This is a genomic window from Streptomyces sp. NPDC038280 (assembly GCF_055600045.1).
This window is the reverse complement of record NZ_JBVJYZ010000001.1, coordinates 223,616-243,005: the sequence shown is the minus strand read 5'-3', so window position 1 is coordinate 243,005 and position 19,390 is coordinate 223,616. Positions and strand designations below refer to the sequence as shown.

Here is a 19,390-nt window from a genome sequence, read left to right as displayed (position 1 = left end):
ACGGCCCGTCAGTACGCGCCGCGACCGTCGACGACGGCGCGGAGCGTACGGGCCATCACATCGACATCGCTGGTGAACGACCAGTTGTCCACATAGTGGAGATCAAGGGAAATCGTTTCGTCCCACGACAGGTCCGAGCGCCCGCTGATCTGCCACAGGCCGGTCATTCCGGGCCGGACCGTCAGTCGCCGGTGCTCCACCTCGTCGTAACGCGCCACCTCTTCGGGCAGCGGCGGGCGCGGGCCGACGAGCGACATCGAACCGCAGAGCACATTGATCAGCTGGGGAAGCTCGTCGAGCGACGTGCGGCGCAGCAGCCGGCCGACCCGGGTGACCCGCGGATCGCGCCGCATCTTGAACATCAGCCCGTCGTGCTCATTGGCCTGCGTCAGCTCCGCCTTGCGCGCGTCGGCGTCCAGGAACATCGTCCGGAACTTCCACATCACGAACGGCACACGGTCCTGGCCTATGCGCTCCTGGCGGTAGAACACCGGGCCCGTCGACGTGAGCCGCACGGCGGCCCCTATCGCGAGGAACAGCGGCGACAGCAGGATCAGGCCCAGCGCGGCGCCCGCCCGGTCCATGACGGACTTGAGGAACGGCTGCACTCCGCTGCGCACCGGCGGCGCGACCCGCAGCAGCGCCATCCCGGCCGCCGACGTGGTCTCTAGCCGCTTGACGGCGAACTCCACCAGCCCCGGCGCGAGCGCCAGTTCCGCCCCGGCGTCGTGCAGACCCCAGGAGAGCCTGCGCAACCGTTCGCCCGCCATGAGGGCGCCGGCGGCGACCAGCACGACATCGGCCTCCAGCTCGCGCGCGGCGGTCAGGACGGGAGCGGTGTCCTCGTCCGGCGCGCCGGGCATCGCGGGGCTGAGCCGGGCGGCGACCGGCGCACCGGTCCGCACCGGACCCTCGCCGATCGCGACGATGCCCACCACCACGTACGGATGGTCGGTGCGCCCGGCGAGATGCTCGGCCACATCGCCCGCGGCCGTCGGCTCTCCGAGCAGCAGGACCCGCGTGACGACCTGCGCCTCGCGCCGCGCCGCGACCAGGTGGTGATAGGTCGCCTTGCGGCAGACGAGCGTCAGGACGGGCGCCGGCAGCAGCGCCAGCAGACAGAGCAGCGGCGGGTGGTGCAGATCGGCGGCGGCCCGCAGCACGGCGAGCACGCCCAGCAGGATGAGCCAGTCGTGCAGCACGGGCAGGCTGCCGCGCGACTCGCCGAGCTCCCTGCGGAGATACCGGTGACGGACGAGGCGTATGAGGCCCCAGGCCACGGCGGCCGCGAACGCGCAGACGAGCGCGTACGGCTGGTGCTCGGCGCGCAGGATCAGCGCGACGGGCAGTCCCACACCGGCGATGTCCACCGTGAGCGCGGCGGGCATGTACCAGCGCGCCTTGGCGCGTGGATGTGGGTGGACCGGTCTGGACCTGGTCTCTCCAGGCGCAGCGGTCTCAGTTGTACGGGCATGCCACATGTACCCCCCCCGGCACGTGTTGACGTTCGACATCCTGTTCATCAACCCCCTGATCGATGAACATCTGTCGCAACGCGGAACAGTACGACAAACACACGTACCTCCGCTGCCGTTTACATGAAAGATGCCATTGAGTGATGGCGTGTTCATCTCGTACTACGGGGGCCGGTGTGATCACGGCTAATCGCATGATACTTCTGTCGCACTGGGGGTTACGCAGGTGAGTCCCCTTTGTGGGAGGGGGCGCAGGTGCGTGAGGGGGACGAGCCGGTCACGGAGGCGGAGGCCGCCGATGTGGCGCAAACCGCGCCTCCTGGTCGCCGAAGGGTCAGCCCGGGACGCGTCCTGCTCGGCGCGTGCGTGCTCCTGGGCTTGGGCGTGCTGATGGTGGGTGGGGCCGGATGGTGGGCCGTCGACCACTACACGGGCCGCGTCGAGCGCATACCGAACGTCTTCCCCAGCCCGGCGCCCGGCGCTGAGCGGCCGCCGGCCGGCAAGGGAGGCGAGACGTTCCTGCTCGTCGGCGTCGACAGCCGGTCCGACCTCCCGACCACTGGCAGGGACGCGAAGGCGCCCACCTGGAAGTACGGTGCCCAGCGCAGCGACACGATGATGCTGGTCCACCTCCCGGCGGACCACTCCAACGCCTATGTCGTCTCCCTGCCCCGCGACTCCTGGGTCGATGTCCCCGGACACGGCACGGCCAAGCTCAACGCCGCGTTCTCCTGGGGCGGCCCGCCGCTGCTCATCGACACCGTCCAGCGGCTCACCGACGTGCGCGTCGACCATCTCGCCGTCATCGACTGGGACGGCTTCAAGAACCTCACCGACTCCGTCGGCGGAGTCGACCTGACCGTCGACGGCGAGGTCCGGCACATGAACGGCACCCAGGCCCTCACCTACGTCCGCGAGCGCAAGCACCTCGCCAGGGGCGACCTCGACCGCACCCACCGCCAGCAGAACTTCCTGCGCGCCGTCCTCGCCAAGGTCATGACACCGCGCAACCTGACCAACCCCGTCAAGGCCACCGAGCTCCTCGACGACCTCACCGCGAGCGTGAGCGTCGACGACCGGCTCAGCGACGGCGACCTGCGCGACCTGCTGTGGAGCTCCCGCGAGGTCCGCCCCGGCCGCATGGTCTTCATGAACGCCCCCGTCGCCGGAACCCCCACCATCAAGGGCCAGTCCGTCGTCCTCCTGGACGACAAGAAGACCGGCGCGCTGTGGGCCGCGATGCGGAACGACACGCTGGACGCCTACGTCGCCGGTCACCGCACCGACCGGCTCGGAAGCGGTACGCGGTAGCGACTTCCGCGCAGGCGGGGCGTGTTGTACGGGTGCGCCGGATCGGTTCTACTACTGGCACGCCCGCGGGGGTTCCGCGGCGGTTCACGCAGCCCGGAAGGAACGCCATGACGGACATGCCCGCAGGCCCGTCGACCCCGCGCCGCCACCGCGCGCGCGGCCGGCGCCGGCTGCTGCCAGGGCTGCTGCTCGGCGTCCTCCTCCTCGGAGCCTGGGCCGGCAGCTCCATGGCCCGCACTCAGGCGCCGCCGCCCCCGCCACCGTCGTCGGACCGCCCGTCGGCGGCGGGAAAGCCCGGCACGGAACTGCCCTTCGACCTGCCCGGCACCCGGGAACTACGACGCTCCTCCCGGCTGGTCTTCGCGCACTACTTCACGCCCTACCCCCTCTCGCTGGACAACCGGCCGGCGAAGGAGGACTACTACAGCCGCAACTACCTCAACCCCGACGGCGAGCACGGCAAGCACGAGGCCTACGGCGGCCTCCTGCGCGACCGTCCCCTGCCCGTCGCCCCCAAGGGCGGCGCCTGGGAACTGGCCAACCTCCGCCAGGAGGTCCGCACCGCCCGCGCCGCCGGACTCGACGGCTTCAGCGTCGACCTCCTCTCCCTGACGGGGCGCAACCGGGAACGGGTGGACCTGCTGCTCGACGCCGCCCGCGCGGAGGACCCCGGCTTCAAGATCATGCTGATGCCGGACATGACCTCCCTGAACACCGATCCGGCGACGCTGGCCCGGGCGCTCGCCGAACTGGGCCGCCATCCCTCCGCCCACCGCCTCGCCGACGGCCGACTCGTCGTCTCGCCGTTCAAGGCGGAGGCCAAGGACCCGGCCTGGTGGGCCCGCACGGTCTCCGAGCTGCGCAGCCGGGGCATCCGCACCGCCCTGGTCCCGCTCTTCCTCAACCTGGGCGACAACGCCGAGCGCTTCGCCGCCATCAGCCACGGTTTCTCCGAATGGGGCAGCCGCAGCCATACCGGCCAGGCCGGCGCCACCGCCGACACGCGCCTCGCCCACCGCCTCGGCAAGATCTGGATGCAGCCGGTCTCCGTCCAGGACGCCCGCCCCAACCAGCGCGTGTACGACGAGGCCGGCAACACGGCGACCCTGCGGGCCAGCTGGAACCACGCGATCGACGACGGCGCCGACTGGGTCCAGCTCACCACGTGGAACGACTACTCCGAGGGCAGCCACTTCGCTCCCTCGCTCCACAACGGCTACGCCTATCTCGACCTCTCCTCCTACTACCTGACCCGCTTCAAGACCGGGCAGTGGCCGCGGATCGTCCGCGACACCGTCTACTTGACCTCGCGGGTCCAGTGGGCGAGCACCCGGCCGCCCGTCCGCGAGCAGAAGATGACGATGAGCCCCCGCCGCGGAACGGCGGAGCCGCGCGACACCGTCGAGGTCCTGACCTTCCTCACCGGTCGGGCGACCGTCCACACCGTGACCGGGACGGAGCGGGACACCCACCGGGCTCCCGCCGGAGTCCACGCCGAACTGCTGCCGCTGCGCGCCGGATTCAGCGGCGCCACCGTCGAGCGCGGCGCCGCCGTCACGGCGGAGGTCAGGAGCCGCTATCCGGTCGAGAGCCGGGTCGACGTCCAGGACCTTCAGTACTACGCGGTGACCAGCGGCCGCCCGGGCAGGGGCGGCTGGTCCGGGGACTGACGGCCGCGCGGACGACCGCGCGAGGGCGTTGTCAGTGCCTCCCCCTAACGTTTTCGACATGGACGCGCGGATCGGCCGCGGTGTCCGACCCGGGGGAGGGCTCTGCCTTGTCGACGACGTATCTGGAGCTGTCACAGGACGACGGCGCCGCGCACAAGTTCTACGAAGTGACCGTCGACGGCCTGGTGGTGTCGGTCCGTTACGGCCGGATCGGCGCGAGCGGCCAGACCCAGGCGTCGACCTTCCCGACCGCCGCCAAAGCGCAGGCCGCCGCGGCCAAGAAGGTCGGCGAGAAGGTCCGCAAGGGGTACGCGCCGGCGATACAGGGGCAGCGAGCGGCCCGCGCGGTCACCCGCCGGCAGGTTTCCTCGGCGCCGTCGACCGCCCGCGCGGTGGCACCAGTCCTGTGGCGTTTCCGCACCGGCTCCTCGGCGTTCGGAATCCACGTCGACGACGACCGCTGCTGGGTCGGCAACCAGTCCGGCGACGTCTACACCCTCAGCCACACCGGCGAGGTCCTCGCCCGCTTCAGCCTGCCGGACGGCGTCAAGTGCCTGGTCGCGGACGACTTCTGGATCTACGCCGGATGCGACGACGGCCGGGTGTACGACCTGTCGTCGAAGCTCCCCTTCGCGGCGTACGACATCGCGGCGGACGTCGACATCTTCTGGCTCGACATCCACGAGGGCGTCCTGAACGTCGCGGACCGGGCCGGACGGCTGACCGTCATCGACCACGAGGACGAACACCAGTGGGCCCGGCGCAGCCGGGGCGAGCACGCCTGGATGGTCCGGGCCGACGACCGGGCCGTCTACCACGGGCACCAGCGAGGCGTGACGGCCTACGCACCCGACGGCGGCGGCGAGTTGTGGCACACCGCCACTCAGGGCGGGGTCCTTTTCGGCTGGCAGGAGGACGACGCCGTGTACGCGGGCACCGCGCGCCACGCCGTCCAGCGGCTCGCCAAGGAGGACGGCGCGATCGAGGTGACCTACCGCTGCGACAGCCCCGTCTACTCGTGCGCGACCTCGCCCGGCGGACGCTTCGTCTTCGCCGGGGACTCCGCCTCGTCGGTGTACTGCTTCGACCGGGACGGCACCCGGCTCTGGAAGCTCGGCACGGGCGGTGGCTCGGCGCTCTCCATGCAGTACCGGGACGAGCGGCTCTACCTCGTCACCACCGACGGCTCCCTGGTGTGCGTCGACGCGAGCGAGGCCGCGATCGCGGCGGCGCAGCAGGGGACGGTCCCGGTCGCCCGCGATGTGAAGCTCGCCGCCGCGCTGCCCACGTACGCGCCGGCCACGGCGGCGGCCTCCGTCGCCTCCGTGACGACGGCGCCGGCGGGCGCGGTGATCGTGGAGTGCGTCCAGGAAGCCGGCCGGGTCCGCGTCCACGTGGTCTCGGAGGGGTACGAGCCCAGTTGGAACGTCCAGTTCCCGCGCGCGATACGGGAGACGGGCGCGCGGTACGTCGTCGACGCGCTGCACGCCGCGTCCGGGGGCTTCTACCGGGTCCGCGGCGACATCCGGAGGCTGCTGTGAGCGGTGACGCGTTCGAGGCCGCGACCGGGGAAGGACCGGCCCCGCCGCCCGGTGCGGCCGCCCGCAGAGCGGCCGAAGTGCGCGTGGCCTTCGACGGACTGCTGCAGATCCGGCGCCTCACGGGCTCACGTGCCGACAGCCCGGGCACCGGGGACTCCGGCGCCCTCGCGCCCGTCTCGGTACCGGCGGCCTGGGAGCGTACGCGTCCGGTGCGGGCGGTCGCCCTGGCCCTGGAGGCCGCGGGGATCACTCCCTCCGCGGTCGACGAGGACGGGCAGCGGACGGCCACGGGGTACCGGGTGAGCGCCGCCGACAGGCAGGGAGCGGTCCTGGTCGAGTGGCTGGGGCCGCCCGGCAGCGGGGCCGCGCAGGAGGAGGAGAGGGAACTGGGCGCCTGCGCCCGGGTACTGGAGGCGCTGGGCTGGGAGGCACTGCTCTACCGGGGCCCGCGCAAGCGCCGCTTTCTGGAGGTCGAGCCCATGAGCGCCGAGTAAGTGAGCGCGCCGAGTCGGTGGGTGCGCCGGGTCAGTGAGCGTGCCGAGGTCGGTGGGTGCGCCGGGCCCGAGAGGGGAGGGAGCCTGCCCGGGGCGGGCCGGGGCGGGCCGGGGCGGGCCGGGGCGGGCCGGGGCGGGCCCGGGCGGGGCAGGGCGAGGCGGGCCGGGGTCGTGCGGTGTGGCTCGGACCCTCAGGCGATGGAGGCCGAAACGATCGCGGCCACCGCGATGTTGCACGACGCCGTCACCCACACCGCCGGGTGCGGCTCCTGCTCCACCAGCGTGGCGCCCAGCTTTCCGGGCGTGACGAGATCGACGAACCAGAAGGCCACCGCCATCAGCACCAGGCCCAGCAGACCGAACGCGGCGGTGGACACGAGGCCCTTGCCGAAATGGTCGTAGGTCGTCCAGATCGAGGTGAAGACGATGCCGCCGATCCCGAGCAGCGCGGAGCTCAGCAGAACCGCGGCGTTGCGGTTGCGCTCCTCCCAGATCTGCCGCCCGAGCTTGCCCGGCGTGAGCGCGTCGACGAGGACGATGCCGAGGATCAACAGCACGACCCCGAGAGCGCCGTAGGCCGTTGTGCGGCCAAGTCCATTGACGATGTCGCCTATGTCGCTCATGGGGATGCCGACTCCGTGTGCAGAAGAGATCGATCGTGAACCGAAACGATCGTGGTCAGGGAGAGGCAAAATCTAGCGCACGGATCAGACGGCCGGGGCTCGGGCTCGGGGGCAGGCTCGGGATCTGGCTGGGGCTCGCCCGGGACCGGTCGGGGGCCGGGGCGTTCAGACGTCCGACCGCAGACGCCGCACCCGCGACCGGACCTGGAAGGCGGTGACGATCTCGACGACTCCCAGGGCCAGCAGCCAGCATCCGCCCACCAGCGTCAGCACCGCCACCGACGCGAACGGCGACACGATCAGTACGAGTCCGGCCAGCGCGCTCAGCACACCGAGGAAGACCTGCCAGCCCCTGGCCGGCGCCCCCGGGTCCGACGCCGCCGCGATCACCTGGGTGATCCCGCGGAACAGCCACCCGATACCGATCCACAGGGCGAGCAGCAGAATCGACTGCATCGCGCCCCGGAAGCAGAAGAGCCCCAGCAGAATCGAGAGGGCGCCGCTGATGAACGCCATCACGCGCAGCGCGGTGGAGACATGGGTGCCGAACGCGGCGACGAGCTGTGTCACCCCACTGGCCAGCAGATACAGACCGAACAGGACACCGGCGGCGACCAGCGAGGCGCCCGGCCACAGCAGGATCAGGACGCCCAGGACCAACGCGGCGATCCCCGCGAGGAGCAGGACCTGCCAGGCGCGGTGGGCCAGCAGCCCGAGGAGCCCGAACGGCCCCTCCGGCGGAGTCGTGGGCGACGGCCCGCGGTCGCCCGGCGAGGTGGGCGACCGCGGGGATGTGGCGTCGGGCCCGGAATGCGGGTCGCGCGGAAACGTCTCGTGCCTGCTGCCGTGAATGTCGCTCATGAAGGATTGTTCGATCGGGGGCCCCGCTACCGCCACCGCTCAAGTCCGTCGGAGTGCCGCGGCGGGCGGCCGCGCACACCCATGTGGACCAGCAACGCACCGGCCCCGCGGGCGGGGCGGCGGAGAGTGGAAGCCGTACGCCCACGCCTCCAGTACCGGGAGACCCCTCATGGCACCCGCACCTCTGAACCGACGTGACCTCGGCCTGCTCGTTCTACGGACCGGCACCGGCGCGGTCCTCGCCGCGCACGGCGCCCAGAAGCTGTTCGGCTGGTTCGGAGGTGGCGGCCTGGAGGGCACGTCCAAGGCCATGGAAGCCATGGGCTTCCGGCCAGGGCGGGTGAGCGCGGTCGCCGCCGGGCTCGGCGAGGCCGGCGGCGGTCTGCTGCTCGCGCTCGGTATGGCGACCCCGGCGGCCGGCGCCGCCGCGGCCGGAGCCATGGCCGGCGCCGTCTCCGTCCACGCTCCGGCCGGGTTCTTCGCCCAGGGCGGCGGCTTCGAATACCCCGCGTTCCTCGGCTTCACCGCGGCCGCCGTCGGCATCACGGGCGCCGGCCGCTACTCCGTCGACCACGCCACGGCCCACCGCTTCGACCAGCCGTGGACCGTGGCCGTCGCCTTCCTGGGGAGCGCGCTCGCGGCCGCCGTCGTGGTCGGCCGGCGGGCGAAGGAACAGGCGGCCGCCGCGGACGACGCATGAGTGCGGGAGGCTCGTACGGGCGACTGGGCCTGCTCGGCCCCCAGCGTCCCGACCGCCGGCGTCACGGGCTCTTGCGTCCCGACCGCCGACGTGAAGGGCTATTGCGGCCCGAGCCCCGCAGCCACGGCCGCCTGCGCTCCGGGAGCCCGAGCCGCAGGCCCCTCCGCCACGACCTCCTCCGCCCCGGCCCCCCGCATCACCGGCTCCCCGGGCGCGGGCGCGGGCACGAGCGCCGAGGGCATCAGGGGCGACGCCCGAGCGGATTGTGGTCCGCCTTCGCGGGCGGGGGGTGATGGCGCATGGCCGGGGTAGACGCGGACGCGGTCGTCAAGGAGCTGTACGGGCTGCCCCCGGCGGAATTCACCGCCGCCCGGGACGCGCGGGCCGCCGAGGCCCGTAAGGCCGGGGACTCGGCCGCGGCCAAGCGGATCGCGGCGCTGCGCAAGCCGACGCGCGCGGCATGGGCGTCCAACCTGCTCGTCCGCCAGCGACCCGCCGAGACCAAGCAGCTCCTTGAGCTCGGCCGGGCGTTGCGCGAGGCCCATCAGACGCTGGACGGGACGCAGTTGAAGGAGCTCGGGCACCAGCAGTACGCGGTGATCGCGGCTCTCGCGCGCGAGGCGCGCAAGCTGGCCCAGGAGGCCGGCCAGACCGTGAGCGACGACGTGCGGCAGGAGGTCGAGCAGATCCTGCGCGCGGCGCTCTCCGATCCGGAAACCGCCGAGGAGTGGGCGGCCGGGACGCTGTCGAAGACGCCCGAGGCGCCGGTCGGCTTCGTCGGAATCGACCCCGACGCGCTGCCGCCCCGCCGGAGCGTCGACGCCACCACCGGCACCCCAGCGAAGGCCGCCACGACGGCATCCCCGCACGCCCCGGAATCCCCGAAATCCCCGGAACCCACTGCGAAAGCGCCCGCGAAGACGGTCTCCCGTGAGGAGGAGCGGCGACGGGCCCGCCTCGACAAGGCACGTACGACGGCCGAGGAGGCGCGACGCGAGGCGGAGACCCGGGACGAGGCGCTGCGAGCAGCCGAGGTGACGCGGGAGCAGGCGCACGCGCGGGCCGACGAGTTCGACGAGCGGGTCGCGGACCTCCAGCGCCTGCTGCGCGAGGCGAAGGAGGAGCAGCGCGGCTCACGCGGGGAGGCGAACAGGGCCGCGGAGCTGCTGCGTGACGCCGAACGCGCGGCGAAGAAGGCCCGCCAGGCCGCCGACGCGGCTGCCCGCGAGGTGCGGCGGCTCGGAGGAGAGGACGCATGACCCACTCCACGCGGCCGTGCGTGAGGACCGGCGCTCCCGGGTTCGATGGGCGTGCGGATGATCGCGCCGGACGCTTCGGACCGGCCGCCGCTGGATAGTGTCTGCTTCCCAGAAGTCGGGCGAACAGGGGATCACACCATGATCGAACCGAAGGAACCGACGCGATGAGCGACGACGGCAAGGAGCCCATCGGGCAGATCACGGCGATGCTCACGGACGACGACGGCCGCATCTTCATCCCCGCCGACGAGGCCGTCGACCTGGTACGCGGCCTCGGGAGGGCGCTCCTGGCGGCTGCCGCCGACCCGGGAGAGCTGGACGCGCCCACCCTGGAGGCGGTGGCGGCCAGCGTGGAGGAGCTGGCCGACGCGATGGACGTCGACTTCATCGAGCAGGCCACGGAGGACCAGGGCTGAGTCCGCTGTCGAGGAACGGGTCGAACAGGTCGTACCGAAGCACAGCCGGACCTGCCGTGACCCACTGTGACCAGGGCGCCCGATATGTCGCCCCATCGTGATGTCCGGCCCGGGAATGACGGGCAGAATTGCTGAAGGAGCCCGTCCGCCCTCCTGGGACGGACCCGCTGCCGCGTGCCTCGCGTGGAAGGGGACATCTCGTGCCATCGGATCGGCCGGGGGGCGTGCCTGCTCCGGGGCCGCTCTGGTCGGAGCCGGGAACGCTGCTTGAGCACGTGTCCGTGGCCGTCTTCGGCATCGACGAGGACGAGCGGATCTGCTACTGGGGGCCCGGCGCGCAGCGGCTCTTCGGCTACGAAGCGGCGGCGGTGCTCTCCCGGCCCGCCGCCGTTCTCTTCCCCGGGCCGCCGAAGGGCGAGCCCGCAGCGGCCGCGCGGCTGGCGGAGCGGGGCCGGACGCTGGGGTACTGGCGCGTCCGCCTTCCGGCGCTGTACCGGGACGGCACGGTCTTCGACTGCGGCTTCAGGGTCTTCCCCGTCACCGGCGGCAGCGGCCGTTCGGTGATCGTGGGCCTGGCGAGCCGCGGTGACGAGCTCGACCGGGTGAAGACCAACCTCGCCTTCCTGGACGCCCTCTTCGAGACGTGCCCCATCGGCCTGGTGATGCTCGACGAGGACCTGCGGTATGTCCACCTCAATCAGGCGCTCGCCGACATGGACGGCAGCCCGATCGAGGACCACGTCGGGCGGCACGTGGACGAGTTCATGGTCACCTCCGACGGCGGCGAGTACCAGCGGATGCTGCGGGCCGTCGCCGTGGAGGGCCGCCCCGTGGTGAGCACGCTGGTGGGGCTGCGTACCCCCGGCCATCCGGACCGGGACCAGGTGCGGTCGGTGAGTTTCTTCCCGCTGAGTCAGGCAGGCGACACCAGGCCGGGAGTGGGCGGCCTGTTGGTGGACGTGACCGACCGCGAGCAGGCCATCGTGGAAGCGACGGCCGCCCGGCAGCGGCTGGCGTTCCTCGACCGGGCCGCCGCCCGGATCGGCACCACCCTGGACATCGGCGTCACCGCTCGCGAGCTGGTCGACGCGGCGGTGCCGGACTTCGCCGACGCGTCGGTGGTGGAAGTCGTCGACTGGATGGACGAACCGGAGGTGTTCGACCCGGATGTCCCTCTGGTCACCCGCCGGATCGCCTCCGGCACCAGCCTGCCCCCTCCGGCTCCCGAACTCGTCGGCGGACTGGAGACCGTCACCTACCCGGCGGGCTCCAGCATCCATCAGATGCTCCACACGGGACACGCCGTGTCCGTCCCGGTGAACGACGAGTTCATGACCCGGACCGTCATCCACCAGGCGCGCGCCCGGCTGCTGATCGGCAGCGGCCTGACGGACCTGCTCCTCGCCCCGCTCATCGCACGGGGCACGGTCCAGGGCATCATCATGTTCGGCCGCTCCGCCGCCCGACCGCCCTTCACCGAAGACGATCTGAGCCTCGCCGGCGAGCTCGCTTCCCGCGCCGCGCTCTGTCTGGACAACGCCCGTCTCTACAGCCGGATCCAGGACATCGCGCTGACTCTGCAACGCGCGCTGCTCCCCACCGCGCTGGCGACCAGCCCCTCCGTACGGATCGCGCACCGCTATCTCCCGGGCAGCCACCACACCGAGGTCGGCGGCGACTGGTACGACGTGATCACCCTGCCCGGCGACCGGGTGGCACTCGTCGTCGGCGATGTCATGGGGCACGGGGTGCCGGCCGCCGCCGCCATGGGACGGTTGCGCATCACCACCAAGGCGCTGGCCCGCCATGTCCAGGACCCGGCCAAGCTGCTCACCGAACTCGACACCTGCGCCCATGAGGCCGGCATCGAGTTGGCGACCTGCCTCTACCTCCTCTACGACCCCGCGACCGGCCGCGCCCGCCTCGCCAACGCGGGCCACCCGCCGCCGCTGGTACGCCACCCGGACGGCACGGTCACGGTCATCGGAGACGTACTGGGAGTCCCGCTCGGTGTCGGGGGCGTACCCTTCCGGACGACCGACGTCGAGCTGCCCGACGGCGCGGTCCTCGCCCTGTACACCGACGGTCTCATCGAGTCGCGCGGCCGGGACATCGATGAGGGGATGGACGCACTTCGCACCCAACTCCACGCGCTTCCGGAGGAGTTGGAGGCGGCGGCGGACCGGATCCTGGCGAACCTGCTCCCCGAGGCACCGACCGACGACACGGTGATCGTGCTGGCCGAGGTCCACCGCGCCCCACCACACGCCCGGTGAAGCAGACGCTGCCCGGCGGGGTCGGGCATCGAGGAGCGGGAGCAGTGCTCCCGCGAGTGTCCTGCCTGCTCGTGCTTGTGCGCCTGGTCGACGCGGACGCGCATCGGCGGACCAGCCGCGGTCCGCGGGCTGGAGCTGCGCGTGCGGTTCAGGAGTGGCTACGGGCCGATTCCGGCTCGTGCCGTGACGTCTGGTCGTGTCGGGGAAGCAGGAGCGGGGTGGTCAGGATGAGCAGTCCCGCGACCGTGAGAGCGGCGCGTGGGCTGGTGTGGTCGGCGAGCAGCCCCCCGAGCGCGGTGAGGACGGCGATGGACGCCTGCTGGCCGATCGACCAGGCCGTCAGGGTGCGGGCGACGAGATGCTTGGGCGTGCGTTCGAGCCGATAGGTGGCGAGCACCGGTGTGTACAGGCTCATGTTGATGATGATCGCCAGCTCGACGGCCATCACGGTGACGAGGCCGACGACGCCGGGGCGGACGAAGACCAGGCCGATCAGCCAGATGGCGCGCAGGGTGCCGACGGTCCGGAAGACCCGGTCCCGGCCGTAGCGGGCCACGACTCGCTGGGCCAGCCGGGAACCGATGAGTCCGCCGAGGCAGGGGGCGGCGAAGGCGAGGCCGTACTGCCAGGGGGCGAAGCCGAGTTGGCGAAGCAGGAGCACGGCGAGCACCGGCTCGGTGGCCATGATCAGACCGGAGACGAGCATGTTGTTGAGGTAGAGGGTCCGCAGCCCGGGATCGCCCATGATGTGTCGCCAGCCGTCGAACACCGCGCCCGCCAGGGCGGGGCTCCTGCCGGTTGGTTGCGGTGCTTCCTCCCGGCCGCGGATCGCGATGATGCCCAGGGCGGAGAGCAGGTGGCTGAGCGCGTCGGCCACCAGGGTCGTGACCGGCCCGAACAGGCCGATCGCCGCCCCGCCCAGCGGTGGTCCGACCGCGATGGAGCTCCAGTTCGTGGACTCGAACCGCGCGTTGGCCACGAGCAGGTCGTCCGGCCGGACGAGGGTCTTGAGATAGGCGCCGCCGGCCGCGCCGAACGTGATCTTGGCCGCGGCGACCACGATCGAGACCACGATCAGCTGGACGAAGCCGAGCCGGCCGAAGGCGTAGGCGACCGGGATCGTCGCCATGGCCGCGAACCGGGTCAGGTCCATCGCGATCATGACCGGGCGCTTGCGCCGGAACTCCACCCACGGCGCGAGCGGCACCGCGATCAGCGCGCCCACCGCCGGCCCCACCGCGGACAGTGCGGACACCTCGGCGGGGCCGGCGTGCAGCACCAGTACGGCGATCAGCGGCAATGCCCCGAACCCCAGCCCGGACCCGTACGCGCTCACCGCGTACGCCGCCCACAGCCAGCCGAACTGCCGGCCCAGCCGTCTCCTGCCCACCATGCGCGGCGCGCTCCCCTCGACGTCCCAACCGAACAAGCCGACGTTGACCGGTGAGAGCTAATCCGGCGGCACAACAGCAGGTCAAACAACCAATCTGTCAGCTACGTACAACCATGGGTTGTTCACTAAGGTGGCCGACGTGGATCTCGAAGCAGTGCGCACCTTCGCCGCCATCGCGGAAGCCGGCCAGTTCCAGAAGGCCGCCGTCGACCTGTCGGTCACCCAGCAGGCCGTCTCCAAGCGCGTCGCCGCGCTGGAGCGTGACCTCGGCGTGCGGCTGTTCACCCGCACGCCGCGCGGCGCCGAACTCACCATCGACGGGCAGGCGTTCCTGCCCCACGCGCGCGAGCTGCTGCGCGTCGCCGAGCGCGCGATCACGTCCGTGCGCACCGGCCACCGCCCCCTGCGCGTCGACGTGATCAACTCGCGCGGCGCCGCCTCGGGCCTGCTGCGCGGCTTCCACCGCGCGCGCCCCGAGATCGACCTCGACGTGATGATGCTGTTCGACGTCGAGACGGCCGTCACCGCCATCCGCTCCGGTGCGATCGACGCGTCCTTCCGTGCCGTCGCCGCGCCCGGCCGGCCGCTTCCCGAGGACATCGAGTCCGTCCGGGTGCTCGACGAGCCGCTCCAGCTCCTCACCGGCCCCGCCCACGCGTTGGCGGGCGCCAGGTCGGTGACCGTCGCCGAGTTGGTCGGGCACCGGATCTGGATGCCCGGCATCGTCCCCGGCACCGAGTGGGGCGCCTACTACGACGACCTCGTCGCCGAGTTCGGCCTCACCATCGAGGCGACAGGCCCCAACTTCGGCTCCGACGCGCTCCTCGACACCATCGCCGACACCCCGGCCCTGGCCACCTTCATGAGCGAGCAGACCCGCCTCGTCTGGCCCGCCGGCCACGGCCTGCGCCGCATCCCGGTGACCGACCCGACGCCCGTCTACCCGCACTCGCTCCTCTTGCACCGCGACAACCCCCACCCCGCGCTGGCCACCCTCCGCGCCCACCTCGCCGCCACAGCGGCCGGCCACGACGCCGCCGGGACCTGGGCGCCGGGGTGGGTGATTCCGCGCTGAACGACGCCGCGTCTTCGATCATGACGGCGGATTCGTCGAACGATCCAGCGCTGGGCCCGACGGCCGGGCTAGGCGGTCCGGGCCTCGTCGTACGCGGTGCGGGCGGCCAGGACATCCGGCGTACGGCGCTCGGTCCAGCGCGCGAGTGCCCAGACCTGCTCCGCGGCCTCGCGGCCCAGCGGGGTGAGCGAATAGTCGACGCGTGGGGGGATCACGGGCTGGGCGTCCCGTACGACGAAGCCGTCCCGCTCCAGGGTCTGCAGGGTCTGGGCAAGCATCTTCTCGCTGACGCCGCCGACCTCCCTGCGCAGCTCGCTGAACCGGTAGGAGCGCTCCACCAGGGCGGCGAGGATGAGCACGCCCCAGCGGCTGGTGACGTGCTCCAACACTCCGCGTGAGGGGCACATCGGCTCGCGTACGGCGGGTGGTACCGGCTTGACCTGGTTACTTACGTCCACACCTGTACCTTACTTCAAAGTGGGTACTTACGAATCCACAGCGCTCTCCCTAGGGTGGCCTCACAGCTGCCGACCCACCCAGGAGAAGAATCATGAGCATCGTCGTCACGGGAGCCACCGGAGCGCTCGGCCGCCTCGTTGTGGAAGAACTGCTTGCCCGGGTGCCCGCCGGGCAGATCGCCGCCGTGGTCCGGGACGAGGCCAAGGCCGCCGATCTGGCGGCCCGCGGGGTCGAGCTGCGTCCGGCGGACTACGACGACCCGGCGAGCCTGGCCGGTGCCTTCCACGCCGGCGACCGCGTGCTGCTGATCTCCGGCAACGAGGTCGGGCGCCGCGTCCCGCAGCACATCGCCGTGGTCGAGGCCGCCAAGGCCGCGGGCGTGGCGCAGCTCGCCTACACCGGCGTCCTCGGGGGCCCGGCGGCCGACTTCGACCTGGCCGCCGAGCACAAGGCCACCGAGCAGGCGATCCTGGACGCGGGCCTGCCGTACACGTTCCTGCGCAACGGCTGGTACCACGAGAACTACACGGCGCAGCTGGGCAGCGTCCTGGAGCACGGTGCCGTCGTGGCCAGCGCCGGCGAAGGCCGGATCGCGTCCGCGGCGCGCGCCGACTACGCGGCAGCCGCGGCCGCGGTGCTGACCGGCGAGGGCCACCTGAACAAGGCGTACGAACTCTCCGGCGACACCGCCTGGAGCCTCGCGGAGTACGCGGCCGAGGTCGCCACGCACACCGGCCGCGCCATCACGTACACCGAGGTCCCTGCGGACGCTCACCTCTCCATCCTCACCGGCGCCGGACTCCCCGAGGGCTTCGCGGCGATCCTCGTCGACGTGGACGCGGCCATCGCCCGCGGCCGGCTCGCGGGCACCAACGGCGACCTGGCCCGCCTCATCGGCCGCCCGACCACCCCGGTCACGGAGTCGATCAAGGCCGCCCTGGCGTCCTGACACCCGGGGACCGCGAAGGTCTTGGTGGTCGGAGTGACGGCGGTCATGACCTTCTTCCGGGGCGGTTGCGTTCATGGCACCGTCGACCTTGCCGCGCCGAACGAGCCCGGAGCCGGCGTGACCGGGGGACGGATGATGACGGATCAACGGTGGTTGCTAGCCTTGAGGGCCTCGTCCGATGACCGCGGGAGTACTTGTGAGTGATGGGCCTGCTCAGGACCTGATGGGCACGGTGCGTCAGATCGACTCGCTGTTGGACCGCATGGGACTGAACCGTGGGGACGTGCTGCGGGTGGAGGGCGAGGGCGGACTGTCGTACGCCTCCGGGGTGGCCGTGGAGGACGTACGGCAGTTGCTGAGTGGCGAGGGGTCCGCCGAGCCCGGCCCGGGTGTGGACGTGGTGGAGGCGCGCCACCGGCGCGTGGTCGAGCGGATCCTGTTCCTGCGCGCGACGCGGCTGCGCGCGGCCCCGGACGGCAGCAGGCGGGCCTACTCCATCGCGGAGATCGCGGCCGGCGCGGGAACCAGCGCGCAGTGGCTCGACAAGATGATCAAGACGGGCAGGGCGCCGAACCTCGACCACGCCGCCGGGATCGCGGCTTTCTTCGGAGAGAAGATCGAGTTTCTGGTCGCCGAGCCGGCCGAGGCGCTGGACCGGGTCCTGCAGCAGATCCACAAGGACCTGCTGCAGCGGACCGTGGAGCGCCAGGACCAGGACCTGCGGCGCCTGCGGACCGCGGGGCCCGCGAGCGAGGTGGATCCCTCACTCGGCGTTGTCGCGTACGCTGCCCGGGCTCTGGCCGACGTACCGGACGACACCGCCCAGCCGCTGATCGCCCTGATCGAGTCCGTCGCACGGCGTTCCCGGGAGGAGCGCGCCCGGGAGGCCCGCACGGCCCTCGAGGCCGGGGTGGTGCACAATGACGTCGATTGACCGCGGCGGCGTGCGGATCGCGTCTCACCAGCGGTAACGCGTAACGATCGATGCATGGGGGGCTGTGCATCCGGCACGAGGGACGGGTGGCACGGGGTGGGGGTCTCGCGCGAGATGAGACGGTATCGCGACGCGCTGTTCACGGGTCTGCCGCAGCCGGTTCCCGACCGACCCGTGGAGCTGCTGAAGGCGTTCTGCGCGTGTGCGGAACGGAGCAGCGGGCGCGAAGTGCGCCTGATGCTCGAAGAGTTCCCGCCGGACACGGTGACGGGCCTGTGGCTGGACATGGGCGACTACGACCTGATCGCCCTCGAGGAGAACACCTCTCCTCTGCACCAAGTCGTGATTCTGGGACATGAGTTGTGGCATCTCAAGGAGGGGCACCGCGGTCATGGCAGCGCGGCCGGCGCGATGGCCGCGGCCCGTATGCTCGGTGACCGCTGGAGCCTTGCCGACGCGGTCACCTATGTCGCCGCCCGTACGGAACCGGACCTCGAAGAGGAGCGGAGTGCGGAAAAGTTCGGCCGGATGCTGGCCGACCGGGTGAGGCCCTACCTGGCGCGCGGGCGTAGCACGACACCCTCCGGCGGGGTGCCCGGCCGCATCTGGGCGTCGCTCAGAGGATGACGGGCGAGAAGGCGTGAATCTCTACATCCCGGCGGCCGCGCTCGGCATCGTGCTGGTCGTCAAACTTCCCTCGTTGGTGAGGCGCTGGCACAGTCCCGTGGTCCGCAGCGTCAACGCCGTGATCTTCCTGCAGGCCGCGGCGTTCTTCTTCTCGGCGCCTCCGACCATCACGGTCGTCAACGAGATGACCGGCGTCAGCAACTTCTCGGCGGTACTGGTCTACTGCATTCTCTCCGCCTACTCCTGTGCCTGCCGGGTCCTCATGGAGAACTGGCGCGAGGACGTGGAGGTCCTCCCTCACACCCGCCGCCGCGTCAGGCGTTGGATCTGGGGCCACGGTGTCGTGACCATCCTGCTCATCGGCTGTTTCGCATGGGGCGAGGCGCCGGTCGAACGGCAGCGTGACTTCGAGACGTATTACGCCAACACCCCGTTCATGCGCGAGATGGTGCTGCTCTGCCTGCTCGCCACCACCGCCGCCGCGATCGCGGCGGCAGCCGCGTGCTGGAACTGGGCGCGCGACATCCGCCGGGAGTCCCCCGAGCCGAGGACACCGGCCGGAGGCTTGCTGCGCATCGGGCTCACCGTGCTGGCCATCGGCTTCCTCACCAACGTCACTTACGGTGTGGCGAAGCTCGCCGCGGTCGTAGCCGCCTGGACCGGCCGTGACTGGGAACCGCTCAACCAGGCGGCCATGTCCTTCGCCTGTCTCGGCACCCTCCTCGTGGCCGTCGGCTTCCTCATGCCCATCGCCGGACCCTGGATCACCGCACGGCTGTTCGGGCCTCTGCGGACTCTGCGCTCCCTGGGCCCCTTGCGGCGGACGATATGTCGTGTCAGTGGTCCCCGTGGCCGGATGCGGCTCCCCACTCCCTGGTACGCCGGCCCCGGCCGGCGCCTCACGGACCGGATGACCGACATCCACGACCGGATGCTGGAGCTGGGGGCGTACTGCTCGGAGGAGGTACGGGCGGCCGCCTACGCCCGCGCCCGCGAGGGCAGGACGGAGGCCGAGAGTGTCGCCTTCGGCCTGGCCGCCATGTTCAGGGCCGCGGCGGACGCCCGCGCCCTCGGGATGCCCGCCGACAGGGAGCAGGGCGTGGCGGCGGTTCGGGCGCTGCGGGCCGCCGAAGCCGAGTACGGCGACCTTCTGGTCGGCATCTCCCGGGCTCTTCCGGCCCTGGCCGTCACGCCGCACGGGGCTCCTGCCGGAGCGGCGGATTCCCCGAGTCCGGACCGGCACCCCTCCGGACAGTCGCCGGACGGGGCCGTCGGCATGGAGGCCGCCTAGGTGGTGGCTTGTGGGTCGGGCCGCCACCTCGTCAGA

Annotated in this window: 18 protein-coding genes; 13 read left to right on the top strand and 5 right to left on the bottom strand. The window is 72.0% G+C overall.

Annotation, left to right across the window (positions count from 1 at the left end; translation table 11 throughout):
• Positions 1-8 precede the first annotated feature (8 nt).
• Positions 9-1,388, bottom strand: a complete 1,380-nt coding sequence (locus ACZ7J0_RS01100) for a sugar transferase (RefSeq protein ID WP_470882882.1) — start codon at positions 1,386-1,388, stop codon at positions 9-11.
• Positions 1,389-1,730: 342 nt separating this feature from the next.
• Between ACZ7J0_RS01100 and ACZ7J0_RS01095 the strand changes: the two genes are divergently transcribed.
• The 4 genes from ACZ7J0_RS01095 (at position 1,731) to ACZ7J0_RS01080 (ending at position 6,491) form a co-directional block, all read left to right on the top strand.
• Positions 1,731-2,786, top strand: a complete 1,056-nt coding sequence (locus tag ACZ7J0_RS01095) for an LCP family protein (RefSeq protein ID WP_470882881.1) — start codon at positions 1,731-1,733, stop codon at positions 2,784-2,786.
• A 107-nt stretch (positions 2,787-2,893) separates the two neighbouring features.
• Complete coding sequence (locus ACZ7J0_RS01090) at positions 2,894-4,456, top strand: glycoside hydrolase family 71 protein (RefSeq protein ID WP_470882880.1); 1,563 nt, start codon at positions 2,894-2,896, stop codon at positions 4,454-4,456.
• A 107-nt stretch (positions 4,457-4,563) separates the two neighbouring features.
• Positions 4,564-5,997, top strand: coding sequence for a WGR domain-containing protein (locus tag ACZ7J0_RS01085; protein WP_470882879.1), 1,434 nt, complete (start codon positions 4,564-4,566; stop codon positions 5,995-5,997).
• Positions 5,994-6,491 (top strand): hypothetical protein, encoded by a 498-nt coding sequence (locus ACZ7J0_RS01080; protein ID WP_470882878.1) that lies wholly within the window; start codon positions 5,994-5,996, stop codon positions 6,489-6,491. The genes ACZ7J0_RS01085 and ACZ7J0_RS01080 overlap by 4 nt, the downstream gene beginning before the upstream one ends.
• Before the next feature lie 191 nt (positions 6,492-6,682).
• On the opposite strand, the gene ACZ7J0_RS01075 is transcribed toward ACZ7J0_RS01080, so the two are convergent.
• Both ACZ7J0_RS01075 and ACZ7J0_RS01070 read right to left on the bottom strand, forming a co-directional pair.
• On the bottom strand, positions 6,683-7,105 hold the full coding sequence (locus ACZ7J0_RS01075; RefSeq protein WP_470884074.1) for a DUF350 domain-containing protein: 423 nt from the start codon (positions 7,103-7,105) through the stop codon (positions 6,683-6,685).
• 174 nt (positions 7,106-7,279) lie between these two features.
• Entirely contained in the window at positions 7,280-7,975 is a 696-nt protein-coding gene (locus ACZ7J0_RS01070; protein ID WP_470882877.1) for an HdeD family acid-resistance protein, read from the bottom strand.
• Positions 7,976-8,144: 169 nt separating this feature from the next.
• Here ACZ7J0_RS01070 and ACZ7J0_RS01065 point away from each other — a divergent pair, with 169 nt between their 5' ends.
• The 4 genes from ACZ7J0_RS01065 (at position 8,145) to ACZ7J0_RS01050 (ending at position 12,626) form a co-directional block, all read left to right on the top strand.
• A complete protein-coding gene (locus ACZ7J0_RS01065; RefSeq protein WP_470882876.1) occupies positions 8,145-8,675 on the top strand; it encodes a DoxX family protein in 531 nt (176 codons plus the stop codon).
• Positions 8,676-8,974: 299 nt separating this feature from the next.
• Positions 8,975-9,934, top strand: a complete 960-nt coding sequence (locus tag ACZ7J0_RS01060; RefSeq protein WP_470882875.1) for a hypothetical protein — start codon at positions 8,975-8,977, stop codon at positions 9,932-9,934.
• 164 nt (positions 9,935-10,098) lie between these two features.
• Positions 10,099-10,350, top strand: coding sequence for a hypothetical protein (locus ACZ7J0_RS01055; protein ID WP_469121843.1), 252 nt, complete (start codon positions 10,099-10,101; stop codon positions 10,348-10,350).
• Between the two features lie 200 nt (positions 10,351-10,550).
• The gene (locus tag ACZ7J0_RS01050; RefSeq protein WP_470882874.1) at positions 10,551-12,626 is read left to right on the top strand and encodes a SpoIIE family protein phosphatase; all 2,076 of its coding nucleotides are present in this window, start codon (positions 10,551-10,553) and stop codon (positions 12,624-12,626) included.
• 148 nt (positions 12,627-12,774) lie between these two features.
• On the opposite strand, the gene ACZ7J0_RS01045 is transcribed toward ACZ7J0_RS01050, so the two are convergent.
• On the bottom strand, positions 12,775-14,019 hold the full coding sequence (locus ACZ7J0_RS01045) for an MFS transporter (protein ID WP_470882873.1): 1,245 nt from the start codon (positions 14,017-14,019) through the stop codon (positions 12,775-12,777).
• Between the two features lie 139 nt (positions 14,020-14,158).
• Between ACZ7J0_RS01045 and ACZ7J0_RS01040 the strand changes: the two genes are divergently transcribed.
• Positions 14,159-15,094, top strand: a complete 936-nt coding sequence (locus ACZ7J0_RS01040) for a LysR family transcriptional regulator (protein WP_470882872.1) — start codon at positions 14,159-14,161, stop codon at positions 15,092-15,094.
• A 68-nt stretch (positions 15,095-15,162) separates the two neighbouring features.
• Here ACZ7J0_RS01040 and ACZ7J0_RS01035 read toward each other — a convergent pair whose 3' ends face one another.
• Positions 15,163-15,501 (bottom strand): winged helix-turn-helix transcriptional regulator, encoded by a 339-nt coding sequence (locus tag ACZ7J0_RS01035; protein WP_470884072.1) that lies wholly within the window; start codon positions 15,499-15,501, stop codon positions 15,163-15,165.
• Positions 15,502-15,644: 143 nt separating this feature from the next.
• Here ACZ7J0_RS01035 and ACZ7J0_RS01030 point away from each other — a divergent pair, with 143 nt between their 5' ends.
• From ACZ7J0_RS01030 to ACZ7J0_RS01015, 4 genes are all read left to right on the top strand, one after another.
• Entirely contained in the window at positions 15,645-16,502 is an 858-nt protein-coding gene (locus tag ACZ7J0_RS01030; RefSeq protein ID WP_470882871.1) for an SDR family oxidoreductase, read from the top strand.
• A gap of 196 nt (positions 16,503-16,698) precedes the next feature.
• Positions 16,699-17,436, top strand: coding sequence for a hypothetical protein (locus ACZ7J0_RS01025; protein WP_470882870.1), 738 nt, complete (start codon positions 16,699-16,701; stop codon positions 17,434-17,436).
• Between the two features lie 114 nt (positions 17,437-17,550).
• Positions 17,551-18,063: a toxin-antitoxin system, toxin component gene (locus ACZ7J0_RS01020; RefSeq protein WP_470882869.1), complete on the top strand. Its 513-nt coding sequence runs from the start codon at positions 17,551-17,553 to the stop codon at positions 18,061-18,063.
• Positions 18,064-18,076: 13 nt separating this feature from the next.
• Entirely contained in the window at positions 18,077-19,354 is a 1,278-nt protein-coding gene (locus ACZ7J0_RS01015) for a DUF6545 domain-containing protein (protein WP_470882868.1), read from the top strand.
• Positions 19,355-19,390: the final 36 nt, after the last annotated feature.